This window comes from Pantoea sp. GM_Pan_4 (genome assembly GCF_026541005.1).
Taxonomy (GTDB): domain Bacteria; phylum Pseudomonadota; class Gammaproteobacteria; order Enterobacterales; family Enterobacteriaceae; genus Pantoea; species Pantoea dispersa.
Map to the genome: position 1 here is coordinate 1 of NZ_JALNUZ010000005.1, position 12,768 is coordinate 12,768.

The 12,768-nt window shown below is 56.3% G+C and carries 13 protein-coding genes, 1 tRNA gene and 1 rRNA gene; 2 read left to right on the top strand and 13 right to left on the bottom strand.

Annotated elements, in window-relative coordinates:
* The first annotated feature begins 9 nt into the window (after positions 1-9).
* Together OXR61_RS12665 and rrf are read left to right on the top strand one after the other, a co-directional pair.
* Positions 10-85: transfer RNA gene (locus OXR61_RS12665), tRNA-Thr, on the top strand.
* 32 nt (positions 86-117) lie between these two features.
* A 5S ribosomal RNA gene (gene rrf, locus OXR61_RS12670) occupies positions 118-233 on the top strand.
* A gap of 152 nt (positions 234-385) precedes the next feature.
* On the opposite strand, the gene OXR61_RS12675 is transcribed toward rrf, so the two are convergent.
* From OXR61_RS12675 to aroQ, 13 genes are all read right to left on the bottom strand, one after another.
* Positions 386-1,147, bottom strand: a complete 762-nt coding sequence (locus tag OXR61_RS12675) for an amino acid ABC transporter ATP-binding protein (RefSeq protein ID WP_031279829.1) — start codon at positions 1,145-1,147, stop codon at positions 386-388.
* 8 nt (positions 1,148-1,155) lie between these two features.
* Positions 1,156-2,256: an amino acid ABC transporter permease gene (locus OXR61_RS12680; RefSeq protein WP_021508166.1), complete on the bottom strand. Its 1,101-nt coding sequence runs from the start codon at positions 2,254-2,256 to the stop codon at positions 1,156-1,158.
* Positions 2,257-2,271: 15 nt separating this feature from the next.
* The gene (locus tag OXR61_RS12685; protein WP_021508165.1) at positions 2,272-3,450 is read right to left on the bottom strand and encodes an amino acid ABC transporter permease; all 1,179 of its coding nucleotides are present in this window, start codon (positions 3,448-3,450) and stop codon (positions 2,272-2,274) included.
* A 66-nt stretch (positions 3,451-3,516) separates the two neighbouring features.
* On the bottom strand, positions 3,517-4,542 hold the full coding sequence (locus OXR61_RS12690; RefSeq protein WP_021508164.1) for an amino acid ABC transporter substrate-binding protein: 1,026 nt from the start codon (positions 4,540-4,542) through the stop codon (positions 3,517-3,519).
* Between the two features lie 537 nt (positions 4,543-5,079).
* A complete protein-coding gene (gene fis, locus OXR61_RS12695) occupies positions 5,080-5,376 on the bottom strand; it encodes a DNA-binding transcriptional regulator Fis (protein ID WP_003855228.1) in 297 nt (98 codons plus the stop codon).
* Positions 5,377-5,400: 24 nt separating this feature from the next.
* The gene (gene dusB / locus OXR61_RS12700) at positions 5,401-6,366 is read right to left on the bottom strand and encodes a tRNA dihydrouridine synthase DusB (RefSeq protein WP_040679767.1); all 966 of its coding nucleotides are present in this window, start codon (positions 6,364-6,366) and stop codon (positions 5,401-5,403) included.
* A 308-nt stretch (positions 6,367-6,674) separates the two neighbouring features.
* On the bottom strand, positions 6,675-7,403 hold the full coding sequence (locus OXR61_RS12705) for a carbonic anhydrase family protein (protein WP_031279827.1): 729 nt from the start codon (positions 7,401-7,403) through the stop codon (positions 6,675-6,677).
* A 195-nt stretch (positions 7,404-7,598) separates the two neighbouring features.
* Positions 7,599-8,480, bottom strand: a complete 882-nt coding sequence (prmA, locus tag OXR61_RS12710) for a 50S ribosomal protein L11 methyltransferase (RefSeq protein ID WP_021508161.1) — start codon at positions 8,478-8,480, stop codon at positions 7,599-7,601.
* A 12-nt stretch (positions 8,481-8,492) separates the two neighbouring features.
* Positions 8,493-9,938 carry a sodium/pantothenate symporter gene (gene panF / locus OXR61_RS12715; protein WP_021508160.1) on the bottom strand — a complete coding sequence of 482 codons (1,446 nt, stop codon included), beginning with the start codon at positions 9,936-9,938 and terminating at the stop codon, positions 8,493-8,495.
* Positions 9,928-10,170, bottom strand: a complete 243-nt coding sequence (locus OXR61_RS12720) for a YhdT family protein (RefSeq protein WP_021508159.1) — start codon at positions 10,168-10,170, stop codon at positions 9,928-9,930. The genes panF and OXR61_RS12720 overlap by 11 nt, the downstream gene beginning before the upstream one ends.
* A 71-nt stretch (positions 10,171-10,241) precedes the next feature.
* Positions 10,242-11,591: an acetyl-CoA carboxylase biotin carboxylase subunit gene (accC, locus tag OXR61_RS12725; protein WP_021508158.1), complete on the bottom strand. Its 1,350-nt coding sequence runs from the start codon at positions 11,589-11,591 to the stop codon at positions 10,242-10,244.
* 11 nt (positions 11,592-11,602) lie between these two features.
* Positions 11,603-12,070 carry an acetyl-CoA carboxylase biotin carboxyl carrier protein gene (gene accB, locus OXR61_RS12730; protein WP_021508157.1) on the bottom strand — a complete coding sequence of 156 codons (468 nt, stop codon included), beginning with the start codon at positions 12,068-12,070 and terminating at the stop codon, positions 11,603-11,605.
* 21 nt (positions 12,071-12,091) lie between these two features.
* Positions 12,092-12,544 carry a type II 3-dehydroquinate dehydratase gene (gene aroQ / locus OXR61_RS12735; RefSeq protein WP_021508156.1) on the bottom strand — a complete coding sequence of 151 codons (453 nt, stop codon included), beginning with the start codon at positions 12,542-12,544 and terminating at the stop codon, positions 12,092-12,094.
* Positions 12,545-12,768 lie beyond the last annotated feature (224 nt).

The window sequence follows — 12,768 nt, forward strand, 5'->3', positions numbered from 1 at the left end:
ATTTAGTGTGCTGATATGGCTCAGTTGGTAGAGCGCACCCTTGGTAAGGGTGAGGTCCCCAGTTCGACTCTGGGTATCAGCACCAGTTATGGCATGAGTTCGGTTTAAAAGAATTTGCCTGGCGGCAACAGCGCGGTGGTCCCACCTGACCCCATGCCGAACTCAGAAGTGAAACGCCGTAGCGCCGATGGTAGTGTGGGGTCTCCCCATGCGAGAGTAGGGAACTGCCAGGCATCAAACACGAAAGCCCTGAACATTTGTTCAGGGCTTTTTTGTTTTCCGCGATGACCTTTATCTCAATAAAAACGCTCAATAAAATCCACAGGCATAAAAAAAGCCCCTGCCAGGCTGGCAAGGGCTGAATGATGCGGCTAATCGGGTTCGCTTAGTGGATAACCTGCGACAGAAACGCCCGGGTCCGCTCGGATTTCGGATTCGCAAAGAACTCTTCCGGCGGCGCCATCTCCACGATTTCACCGCGATCCATGAAGATCACCCGATCGGCAACCGTACGCGCAAAGCCCATCTCATGCGTCACACACAGCATCGTCATCCCGTCTTCCGCCAGACCGATCATGGTATCCAGCACCTCTTTAACCATCTCAGGATCGAGCGCGGAGGTGGGCTCATCGAATAACATAATCTTCGGCTTCATACACAGCGAACGGGCGATGGCCACACGCTGCTGCTGCCCGCCAGAGAGCTGCCCGGGAAACTTATGGGCATGCTCAGCAATGCGCACGCGCTGCAGATAGTGCATCGCCAGCTCTTCGGCCTCTTTCTTTGGCATCTTGCGTACCCATATTGGTGCCAGCGTGCAGTTCTGCAGGACGGTCAGATGCGGGAAAAGATTGAAGTGCTGAAATACCATGCCGACTTCAGTGCGCACGCGTTCAATATTGCGTACGTCATCATTCAGGTGAATACCATCCACGACAATCCGTCCCTGCTGATGCTCTTCCAGATGGTTGATGCAGCGAATGGTAGTGGATTTACCGGAACCGGAAGGGCCGCACAATACGATACGCTCGCGCGGTTTCACCTGCAGGTTGATATCTTTCAGTACGTGGAATTGCCCGTACCATTTATTCACGTTTTCGAGCGTAATCATCATGGCGTTGGCCGCCGTTGTCATAGTTTGTGTCATGTAAAACCTCAGTGCGATTTACGCCCGGTGTGAAAGCGCTTTTCCAGATACTGGCTATAGCGCGACATGCTAAAACAGAAAATCCAGTAGACCAGTGCAGCGAAAACATAGCCCTCGGTCGACATACCCAGCCACGTAGGGTCGACGGTTGCCTGCTGCACGCTACTGAACAGATCGAACAGGCCGATGATGATCACCAGGCTGGTATCTTTAAACAGCGCGATGATGGTATTCACCAGACCAGGAATGGTCAGCTTGAGCGCCTGCGGTAAAATCACCAGCGCCTGGGTTTTCCAGTAGCTAAGCGCCAGCGACTCGGCTGCTTCGTACTGGCCTTTCGGCAATGCCTGCAGCCCGCCGCGCACCACTTCCGCGACATACGCCGACTGGAACAGGATCACGCCAACCAGTGCTCGCACCAGTTTATCGATGGTGGTGCCCTCCGCCATAAACAGCGGCAGCATCACTGAAGACATGAACAGCACGGTAATCAGCGGTACGCCACGCCAGAACTCAATGAAAATCACCGACAGGGTACGCACCACCGGCATTTTAGAGCGACGACCCAGCGCCAGCAGAATGCCGAGCGGCAGCGCCCCGGCAATGCCGACAGATGCGATAATCAGCGTCAGCGTCAGGCCGCCCCACTGGCGCGTTTCCACGCGGTCCAGCCCGAAATAGCCGCCATACAGCAGCAGCCAGACGACGACCGGATAGATCACCGCCCAGCAGGCGATATAGCGGCCGCGGCGCGGCATGGATTTGATAAACATCGGCACAATCGACAGCAGGCCAATCACCAGCGCCAGATTGATGCGCCAGCGCAGCTCATGCGGATAGAGCCCGTACATGAACTGGCCAAAGCGTGCGTGGATAAAGACCCAGCAGGCGCCCGCTTTCGTACAGTCCGCACGGGTTTCGCCAATCCAGTTAGCCTGGAAGATCAACCAGTTCAGCGCCGGCGGGATAACGCTCCAGATAATCCACAGGCTGAGTAACGTGAGCAGCGTATTCAGCCAGCTGGAGAACAGGTTTTTACGCGCCCAGAGCCAGGCTTTACCCAGTGGATTGCCCGACACCGGCGGCGTTTCGTGTGTGGTCACAGACATAATGGTTCCGTTCTCTTAACGCTCAACCAGCGCAATTTTGCGGTTATAGAGGTTCATCAGCAGCGAAATGAGCAGACTGATAATCAGATAAACCGCCATGGTGATGGCAATGGTTTCAATTGCCTGGCCGGTCTGATTCAGTACGGTGCCGGCAAACAGCGACACCATATCCGGATAGCCGATCGCGGCCGCCAGCGAGGAGTTTTTTACGATGTTAAGGTACTGGCTGGTGAGCGGCGGGATAATCACGCGCATCGCCTGCGGAATGATCACCTGACGCAGCGTAACCGGGTTGGGCAGCCCGAGCGAACGTGCCGCTTCGCTCTGACCATGCGGTACTGACTGAATCCCGGCGCGAATCACCTCAGCAATAAAGGAAGAGGTGTAGATCGACAGTGCCAGCGTCAGCGCTGCCAGTTCCGGAATCATGGCAAAGCCACCGCGGAAGTTGAAACCGCGCAGCTCGGGCACATCCCAGTGCGTGGCGGCACCAAACAGCGTATGGGCGATCAGCGGCAGCAGCACAATTAAACCGGCCGCAGCGGGCCAGGTGCGGCGCAGCTGACCGGTTTTCAGCTGATGCTTGCGGTTAAAGCGGAACAGCGCGGCGCTGGCGGCGATGGCAATCGCCAGCGCGATCAGGAATGGCCAGGTGCCGGGTGCATACTCCGGCCACGGTATATACAAACCGCGGTTGCTGACAAAAGCCAGATCGAACGCGTTCAGCGCCTGACGCGGGCCCGGCAGATTGCGCAGCACGGCAAAGTACCAGAAGAAGATTTGCAGCAGCGGCGGGATATTACGGAACGTCTCGATATAAATGGTCGACAGCTTGCGCAGCAGCCAGTTATCCGACAGGCGCGCCAGACCGATGGCGAAGCCGAGGATGGAGGCGAAGACAATACAGAGCGCGGAGACCAGCAGGGTGTTGGTTAACCCGACCATAAACACGCGCGCGTAGGTATCGCCTTCGCTGTAATCGATCAGATGCTGGACGATGCCGAAACCGGCATTGCGCTCAAGAAAGCCAAAGCCGGAGGTGATACCGCGATTGGCAAGGTTGATCACCGTGTTGTGGATCAGATAACCCACCACAGCAAACACCGCCACAATCGCGACAATCTGGTAAAGCCAGGCGCGAACCGTAGGATTACCGAACGAAAAATCCCTTTTCACGGTTGGGCGTTGCGACATGTTAAAACCTCAGTGAAGAATACGCGTGGGCACCGCAGGATGCGGTGCCCGACTGGCAGGAGACAATTAACGCACTGGTGGAGCGTACTGGATGCCGCCCTGGTTCCAGAGCGCATTCTGGCCGCGTGCAATTTTCAGCGCGCTGTCTTTACCAACGTTACGATCGAACACTTCCTGATAGTTGCCAACCTGCTTGATGATGTTGTACGCCCACTTGTTGTCGAGCTTCAGGTCTTTACCGAAATCACCCTCTGCGCCCAGCAGGTGTGCCATATCTGGCGTGGTTGGCTTCGCCGCCATCTCATCAACGTTCTTCGAGCTGATGCCCATCTCTTCCGCATTCAGCATGGCGAACAGCGACCATTTCACGATGGTGAACCAGTCATCATCACCGCGACGCACGACCGGGCCCAGCGGCTCTTTCGAAATCACTTCTGGCAGTACGATAAAGTCATCCGGCTTGCCCAGCTTGATGCGCAGCGCATACAGCTGTGACTGGTCAGAAGAGAGGGTATCGCAGCGGCCGCTATCCAGCGCTTTAGCGGACTCATCAGAGCGGTCGAAGGTGACCGGCGTATACTGCATTTTGTTAGCTTTAAAGTAGTCGGCCACGTTCAGCTCGGTATCGGTACCGGCCTGGATACACACGGTGGCACCATCCAGCTCTTTGGCGCTTTTCAGACCGGCTTTCTTATGGGTCAGGAAGCCGATGCCGTCATAATAGTTTACGCCGGCGAACAGGAAGCCCATGCCGCCATCACGTGATGAGGTCCAGGTGGTGTTACGCGACAGGATATCCACCTCGCCTGACTGCAGCGCAGTGAAGCGCTCTTTGGCGGTCAGCGGGGTGTATTTTACTTTGCTGGCATCGCCGAAGACCGCAGCGGCAGCGGCGCGGCACACGTCAACATCGATACCGGTGAATTTGCCGCTGGCGTCAGCGTAGGAGAACCCTGGCAGACCATCGCTGATACCGCACTGTATAAACCCTTTCTTCTTAATGGCGTCCAGCGTGGTGCCTGCGTGCGCCTGCTGGGTCATGGCGAACAGCGAGGCGGCAGCAATCAGGGTGGAAAGCATCATCTTTTTCATAAAGCATCCTGTGTGGCGAGATCGTGTGTTGTTATGTTTGCGCGCACTTTACTGTGCGCTTATTTCTTTCTGTGGCGTTTAGCCATCCACGACACTGCAAAGCTGATGCCAGGTTTGCAGAATCCTGAATTCACTGGAAAGATCTTTTAATAAACGGACGTATCCGGAAAGTTGTCGCTACTATCGCGCACCAAAAGGCAGCATGACGAGTCGCCACGATCACAAATAGTGCAAAAAGTTTCACTATATGGAAGCAGTGTGAGCTAACGCTCATGAACAGGTGTACGGCAAAGTGGAATTACCGCTGAAGCGGTTCAGGATCACAAACAAAGCGGGCTGAGGGGCGAGCGGGAGGTTTTTTTCTGCGCAAAAACAGGGCAGGGCAGCGGCCCTGAGAGAGATGAGCTATCACGCCGGCGATTGCAACTATCGTTACCATTTTGACGATAATCGTTTCACGCGGTGTTAACGCACAAATAGCAGCAACAAAAACGCCAGCCCAAAGGCTGGCGTTATCGCAGCAAGGAACCAGAACGCTTAGTTCATGCCGTATTTTTTCAGCTTCTTACGCAGCGTACCGCGGTTGATGCCCATCATCAGGGCAGCGCGGGTCTGGTTGCCACGGGTATACTGCATCACCATGTCCAACAGAGGCTGCTCGACTTCAGCCAGTACCAGCTCATACAGGTCACTTACATCCTGACCGTTCAGTTGAGCAAAATAGTTCTTCAGTGCCTGTTTAACCGAATCACGCAGAGGCTTTTGCGTCACCTGATCCTGTGAGTTAACGGTAGAAACGGTCAGTACGTCAGAATTTACGCGTTGTTCGAACATAGTTCTTTCAGCTCTTTATTTCGTTTACGCAAGATTTTCGAAGTATGCCTCCAACGCCTCCAGCTGTTCGCTGGCATCCTCTATGGCGTTGAATGTGCGCCGAAACTGGTCGTCAGGGGCACTTTCCTGCAAATACCAGGAAACGTGTTTTCGGGCAATACGGTATCCCTTGCGCTGACCGTAAAAGTCGTGCAGCTCCCGTATGTGTCCAATCAGCATATGCTTCACTTCAGCCAGCGGCTTCGGTGCCAGCAGCTCCCCTGTGTCCAGATAATGCTGGATTTCCCGGAAGATCCACGGTCTTCCCTGAGCAGCGCGTCCCACCATCAGAGCATCGGCTCCGGTGTAGTCGAGCACTGCCCTGGCTTTGTGCGGGTCAGTAATGTCACCATTCGCGATAATCGGAATAGCGACGCTCTGCTTAACTGTCCGAATGCTGTCGTATTCAGCTTGCCCTTCAAACAAACAGGCGCGCGTGCGGCCATGAATGGTCAGGGCCTGAATACCACAGCGTTCAGCCAATTGGGCAATCTCTACACAATTACGATTTTCTTTGTCCCAGCCGGTGCGAATCTTCAGCGTAACCGGTACATCGACTGCGTTCACCACCGCACGGAGGATTGACTCCACCAGCTGCGGATGCTGCAGCAGCGCTGAACCTGCCATCTTACGATTCACTTTTTTAGCCGGGCAGCCCATGTTGATGTCGATAACCTGTGCACCGGACGCAACATTAATGCGCGCGGCGGCGGCCATCTCATCGGGATCGCAACCCGCAATTTGCACGGCGCGAATACCGGGCTCGTCACTATGCACCATACGCAAACGCGATTTGTCACTGGCCCAGACTTCCGGGTTCGATGACAGCATCTCGGAGACAGTCATACCGGCGCCGTTGTCATAACACAGGGTGCGAAATGGCTTGTCGGAAACTCCGGCCATAGGCGCAGCGATGAGTCGATTACGTAGCTGGTGATGTCCAATGCGCATGAAAAAGAAGTGACCCTAACTGTTCGCAAGGCGGCGTATATTACGCATTTTTTCCGGAAGATGAAAGGCCAAACTTTGAACAATTCGCCGTTTAAGATCAGGGAAATGGGGCTTAGCAGCGGGGTATTGATCATTACTTGTTTAAATTCAGTGTATTACAAAAATACGCTGAAATTGTGAGCAAAAGTTTTTCCAAAAATATGCGCTGAATCACAACATAAAAACCGCCACTTCCGCGAATCGGCAAGAGAAATGGCGGTGATTTGATTGAAAAGTGAACGGTTTATTTACGTTTAGTGAGTATTTCGTTACTCAACCACCAGCCGGCCATTGAGCGGCTGCACCGGGCGGCTGTTACCGTGTTCACCCAGCACCGCGCTAAACGCCTGCAGCTGCTGTGCGGAAGCCGTTACCGGTTGCTTCATCACCAGCCAGCGCACGCCTTCACTGCACGGTGGCGTGGTGAGTGAACCGCTGAAGCGGTAGTAACGGCGATCGGCGGGTAGCAGTGGCGTAATATCGACATCCTGCTGCAGCGTAGCCGGCTGATTGACCTGCGCCGGCAGCGTATCCAGCAGCGTCGTCAGCACCGGATTTGCCGCACCGGCTTCGAACATTACCCCGATTACCGCCAGCTGCTGTTGCTCGTCACTGAATACAAAGTGGCCCTCAAGCGGATAGCGTTTGCCGTCGATCAGGTTTTCGCTCGGGGTGTGGAAGTGAAACTGCTTCAGCGTGAAGGTCTCGCCGTCCAGCGTCAGCGTATCGCCCTGCTGCAGGTTGATCTGCACGGTGTGGCCGTTATTAACAATGGCGGCCTGGCGCGCCTGCAGTTCCAGCGTCAGCGCCGGCAGACTGGCATGCAGCGCCTGGCGAATATCAATCGGTGACTGATTCACGCCCTGCTTGCAGACGTGAAAATCAGGGGACAGGTCGCCCCACTGCTGTGGCTGTGCGTAATCCCAGGCGGCAGCCTGAACGTGAGCAAAAGGCGCTGCTGCCAGCAGCAGAGCGATCAGTGTGTGTTTGCTTTTCATCATCATTTATTCACTAAGCGATATATCAATGTTATGTGCCGCGCACGGCACGGTTAACAGGGATAGCGCTATCGCCTGGTGCAGCAGTCTACTGATTTCAATGTAAAGAAACGGCAGGAAAACGGGGCTGGCGGGGATTTGAGACAGGTCTCAGGCGGGGGAAATCGGGCCAGCAGTTGCTGGCCCATTCGTCGGTTAGCGGCGCACGCCAGTGATGCGACACCACTCCTCTTTTTCCGCCACGGCGTCCAGCGCAAAGCGCTCCGCATAGGCTTCACACACGCTTTCCGCCTGGCTGGCCAGCACGCCGGACAGACCGAGATGGCCGCCGGCTTTCGGCAGCACGCCAATCAGCGGCGCCAGTTCACGCAGCGGACCGGCGAGGATATTGGCGACCACCACATCCGCCTGCAGGTTTTCCGGCTGCTGGTGCGGCAGATACAGCGACAGGCGGTCGGCCACGCCGTTGCGCTCCGCGTTATCGCGGCTGGCCTGGATCGCCTGCGGATCGATATCAATGCCGATCGCCTGAGCTGCGCCGAGTTTCAGCGCGGCGATGGCCAGAATGCCGGAGCCACAGCCGAAATCGATCACCGTTTTGCCCTGCAGATCGAGACCATCCAGCCAGCTCAGACACAGCGACGTGGTGGGATGGGTGCCGGTACCAAAGGCCAGACCGGGATCAAGCATCACGTTAACCGCATCCGGATCCGGCACGTCGCGCCAGCTGGGGCAGATCCACAGGCGTTCACCGAAGCGCATCGGATGGAAGTTATCCATCCATTCGCGCTCCCAGTCTTTATCCTCGATTTGTTCGATCTTATGGCGGAAACCCGATCCCAGCAGCGGATGCTGGCTCAGTTCGGCCACTACGTCGTCCATGGCGGTTTCCGCGTCGAACAGGCCAGTCACATCGGTATCGCCCCACAGGCGGGTTTCACCGGGCAGCGGCTCATACACCGGGTTGTCGTGCGTGTCCTGAAAGGTGACCGACACCGCACCGGCGTCCATCAGCGCATCACTGAGGGTTTCGGCGTGCTCGCCGGTGCTGTTAATTTTGATTTGAATCCATGGCATAGCGTTTCTCTTTTATTCCAGGGCAGCATCGCGAGCATCAGGCGCGCTGCCGAACAGATTACCCACCAGGAAGGCCAGCAGGCTTAATGTCAACGATGGCACGATAGGGTGAAAGCCCCACAGTTCGATTTTCAGGCTGGCAAGCAGCGTATAGCATCCGGCCCCCACCACCATGCCACTGATGGCGCCCGCCGCATTGGCGCGCTCCCAGTACAGTCCCAGCACCAGCGGCCACAGAAAGACCGCTTCAAGGCCACCGAACGCCAGCAGGTTGAGCCAGATAATCATATCTGGCGGATTCCAGGCCGCCAGCAGCAGCAGCAGACCGAGCACAAAGGTGATGGTGCCGGAGAGCAGCCGCAGACGCGCCTCGTTCTCGCTGTGCTGCGGCGCGATACGCAGGTAAAGATCTTTGATCAGCGTAGCGGACGATTGCAGCAGCTGCGCATTAATCGTCGACATGATCGCCGCCATTGGCGCCGCGAGGAACACGCCAGCCGCCATCGGTGGCAGCACGGTGATCATCAGCGTCGGGATCACGCGATCCGGAATTGCCAGATTCGGCAGTACCGCGCGGCCGAGTGCGCCGGCCAGATGCATGCCGAGCATCAGGATCACCACCACGATGGTGCCAAGGATGATACCGCGGTGTAGCGCTTTGCTGTCTTTGTAGGAAATACAGCGCACGGCGGTATGCGGCAGCCCAATCACGCCAAAGCACACCAGCACGGCAAACGAGCTGAGGAAGGTCGGATTGATGACGTTGCCGACGCCTTCCGGTGACACCAGCTGCGGATCAATGCTGCGCAGTTTGGTGACCGCCGTTGCCAGTCCACCTGCCTGATGGATGACGGCAAACAGTAGCAGGAAGGTGCCAATCAGCATCACCAGCCCTTGCATGGCATCGTTGAGCACGCTGGCGCGAAAGCCGCCAAACGCGGTATACAGTGCGATGGTGCCGCCAAAAATCAGCAGCCCGGTGTCATAAGGAATACCGGCGGCCGTCTCCAGCAGGCGCGCGCCGCCGATGAACTGTACCGTCATGGCACCAATAAACGCCACCAGCAGGCTGATACTGGCCAGCCAGATGAGCAGCGGGCTGCGGTAGCGGCCATACAGCATGTCATTGAGCGTCACCGCGTTGTAGCGTCGTGCCAGAATCGCGAATTTTTTGCCCAGCACGCCGAGCGACAGCCAGACCGCCGGCACCTGGATCATCGCCAGCAGTACCCAGCCCAGGCCGTATTTATACGCCGCGCCCGGCCCGCCAATAAATGAGCTGGCGCTGATGTAAGTGGTGGTGATGGTCATCGCCAGCACAAAACCGCCCATCGAGCGACTGCCGAGGAAATACTCACTCAGGAAGTTGCCGTGGCGCTGTTTGCGCATGGCAAACACCGACAGCCCGGCAATCAGCACCAGATAGGCCAGCAGTGGCAGAATGATTTCAGTTTCCATCGTGGTCCTCCAGAGACATATCGCGGAACACCACGCGCACCATCAGCCAGCACAGGCCAATGAATAGCACGGGCGCGAACACGCAGGAGAACTCAAACCAGCGCGGTAAACCGGTGAAACCGCTTTGTGTGCCGCCGAGCCATGCGGACACGCCCCAGACGGCGAGGTACGCCAGCGTCAGGTACAGCGACCAGCGCGCCTCTTTGTTAGCTTGCAAAAAACGCCCATCCATCATGCAACCTCAAAGGCAACAAAAATGAAAAAGGCCGGTTTAACCGGCCTCTGCATTGCTCTGCGCTGCGCTTACTTCTCGTGCAGGCCGAGTTTTTTCTCCAGATAGTGGATGTTAGTACCACCCTGCTGGAAGTTTTCGTCGGTCATGATGCGCATCTGCAGATCGACGTTAGTCTTGATGCCGTCGATGATCAGTTCCGCCAGCGCATTTTTCATGCGCGCGATAGCCACGTCACGGTTTTCGCCGTAGGTGATCAGCTTACCAATCATTGAGTCGTAATACGGCGGCACGCTGTAGCCGGCATAGATGTGCGATTCCCAGCGCACGCCAAAACCGCCTGGCGCGTGGAAACGGGTGATCTTGCCCGGGCTCGGCAGGAAGGTGTTCGGGTCTTCGGCGTTGATACGGCACTCGACCGCATGACCGCGCACCACCACATCTTCCTGTTTGATTGACAGCGGCTGACCGGCAGCAATACGCAGCTGCTCTTTGATCAGGTCGACGCCGGTGATCATCTCGGTGACCGGATGTTCCACCTGAATACGGGTGTTCATCTCGATGAAGTAGAACTCACCGTTTTCATACAGGAACTCGAACGTACCGGCACCGCGATAGCCGATCTCCACGCAGGCGTTAGAGCAGCGCTCGCCGATGTAGCGACGCAGTTCTGGCGTGATGCCCGGTGCTGGCGCTTCTTCGACCACTTTCTGGTGGCGGCGCTGCATGGAGCAGTCACGTTCGGCCAGATAGATGGCGTTGCCCTGACCGTCGGCCAGAACCTGAATCTCGATGTGGCGTGGATTCTCGAGGAATTTCTCCATGTACACCATGTCGTTGTTGAAAGCCGCTTTGGCTTCCGCTTTCGTCATGTTGATGGACTGCTCAAGATCCTTGTCGCTGCGCACAACGCGCATACCGCGACCGCCGCCGCCGCCAGAGGCTTTGATGATCACCGGGTAGCCGATGCGCTTGGCGATGGCACGGTTTTTCTCCATGTCGTCGGTCAGCGAACCGTCGGAGCCTGGTACGGTCGGTACGCCGGCTTTTTTCATCGCGTTGATCGCTGACACTTTGTCGCCCATCAGGCGAATGGTGTCGGCTTTCGGACCGATGAAGATAAAGCCAGAGCGCTCAACCTGCTCGGCGAAATCGGCGTTCTCAGAGAGGAAGCCGTAGCCCGGGTGGATCGCAACCGCGCCGGTGATTTCGGCGGCGGAGATCAGCGCCGGGATATTAAGATAACTTTTGACCGACTGCGCCGGGCCGATGCAGACGGTTTCGTCCGCCAGCAGCACGTGCTTCAGGTCGCGGTCTGCCGTGGAGTGTACCGCCACAGTCTTGATGCCCAGTTCTTTACAGGCACGCAGAATGCGCAGCGCAATCTCACCACGGTTAGCAATGACAATTTTATCCAGCATGCTTCGCCTCGTTATTCGATGACGACCAGCGGCTCGTCGAATTCAACCGGCTGGCCGCTTTCCACCAGGATCGCCTTCACAACGCCGGATTTATCGGCTTCGATCTGGTTCATCATTTTCATCGCTTCAACGATGCACAGGGTGTCGCCAGCGTTCACTTTCTGACCCACTTCCACAAACGCTTTGGCGTCCGGGCTTGGGGTGCGATAGAAGGTACCGACCATCGGCGAACGCACGATGTGGCCGCTGACTTCAGGTTTAGCCGCTTCTGCAGCGACAGGCGCAGCAGCAGGTGCAACCGCAGCAGCCAGCGCAGGCTGTGGAGTCGGAACAGCATAAGCCTGCTGCATCATTGGGTAACCGACATTGGCAGGTGAACGGCTGATGCGAACCGACTCTTCGCCTTCAGAGATTTCCAGCTCAGCGATGCCGGACTCTTCAACCAGTTCGATCAGTTTCTTAATTTTACGAATATCCATGAGTGTGGTTCCGTACTCTGTTTAATTGGAATGTGACAGGCGTTTTACGGCCGTTTGTAAAGCCCACGAGTAGCCGTCGGCGCCCAGTCCGCAGATGACGCCGGCAGATACATCGGAAAGATAGGAGTGATGTCGGAACGGTTCGCGTGCATGCACATTAGAGAGATGCACCTCAATAAAAGGAATGCTAACCGCCAACAGCGCATCGCGCAGGGCAACGCTGGTGTGCGTAAACGCAGCCGGGTTGATGATGATGTAATCGACGTTGCCGCGGGCTTCGTGAATACGATCAATCAGCTGGTATTCCGCATTCGATTGCAAATGACTCAATTTCACATGGTGCTGGTCGGCCTGTTGCGTCAGATCGCTGACAATCTGCGCCAGCGTCGTGTGACCATACTTGTCAGGCTCGCGCGTTCCCAACAGGTTCAGGTTGGGTCCGTTTAACAGCAGTATGTGAAATTTATGCGCCATCTTGCGGCTATCTCCTGCAATCAGTGAGGCATCGCGTAAAATACCGCGACATCCTTCATTTGTCACTCTTCAGAGTGAAAAAGAAGACTTCGCTTGCAATAAAGCCGGGCATTATATCCGTTTCGAGGCAATTCGCAGCAAAATACTGGTCTTATCTGCGAAGTTGATCCGGCGAGGCCCGAAGGCCACACCTTTTAACAGATCTCGCAGCAGGAAAACAACCT

What these genes read in the sequence shown, in the direction of transcription:
- OXR61_RS12675 (WP_031279829.1), bottom strand. Translation starts at nt 1,147, where the DNA reads ATGACACAAACTATGACAACGGCGGCCAACGCCATGATGATTACGCTC.
- OXR61_RS12680 (WP_021508166.1), bottom strand. Translation starts at nt 2,256, where the DNA reads ATGTCTGTGACCACACACGAAACGCCGCCGGTGTCGGGCAATCCACTG.
- OXR61_RS12685 (WP_021508165.1), bottom strand. Translation starts at nt 3,450, where the DNA reads ATGTCGCAACGCCCAACCGTGAAAAGGGATTTTTCGTTCGGTAATCCT.
- OXR61_RS12690 (WP_021508164.1), bottom strand. Translation starts at nt 4,542, where the DNA reads ATGAAAAAGATGATGCTTTCCACCCTGATTGCTGCCGCCTCGCTGTTC.
- fis (WP_003855228.1), bottom strand. Translation starts at nt 5,376, where the DNA reads ATGTTCGAACAACGCGTAAATTCTGACGTACTGACCGTTTCTACCGTT.
- dusB (WP_040679767.1), bottom strand. Translation starts at nt 6,366, where the DNA reads ATGCGCATTGGACATCACCAGCTACGTAATCGACTCATCGCTGCGCCT.
- OXR61_RS12705 (WP_031279827.1), bottom strand. Translation starts at nt 7,403, where the DNA reads ATGAAAAGCAAACACACACTGATCGCTCTGCTGCTGGCAGCAGCGCCT.
- prmA (WP_021508161.1), bottom strand. Translation starts at nt 8,480, where the DNA reads ATGCCATGGATTCAAATCAAAATTAACAGCACCGGCGAGCACGCCGAA.
- panF (WP_021508160.1), bottom strand. Translation starts at nt 9,938, where the DNA reads ATGGAAACTGAAATCATTCTGCCACTGCTGGCCTATCTGGTGCTGATT.
- OXR61_RS12720 (WP_021508159.1), bottom strand. Translation starts at nt 10,170, where the DNA reads ATGGATGGGCGTTTTTTGCAAGCTAACAAAGAGGCGCGCTGGTCGCTG.
- accC (WP_021508158.1), bottom strand. Translation starts at nt 11,591, where the DNA reads ATGCTGGATAAAATTGTCATTGCTAACCGTGGTGAGATTGCGCTGCGC.
- accB (WP_021508157.1), bottom strand. Translation starts at nt 12,070, where the DNA reads ATGGATATTCGTAAAATTAAGAAACTGATCGAACTGGTTGAAGAGTCC.
- aroQ (WP_021508156.1), bottom strand. Translation starts at nt 12,544, where the DNA reads ATGGCGCATAAATTTCACATACTGCTGTTAAACGGACCCAACCTGAAC.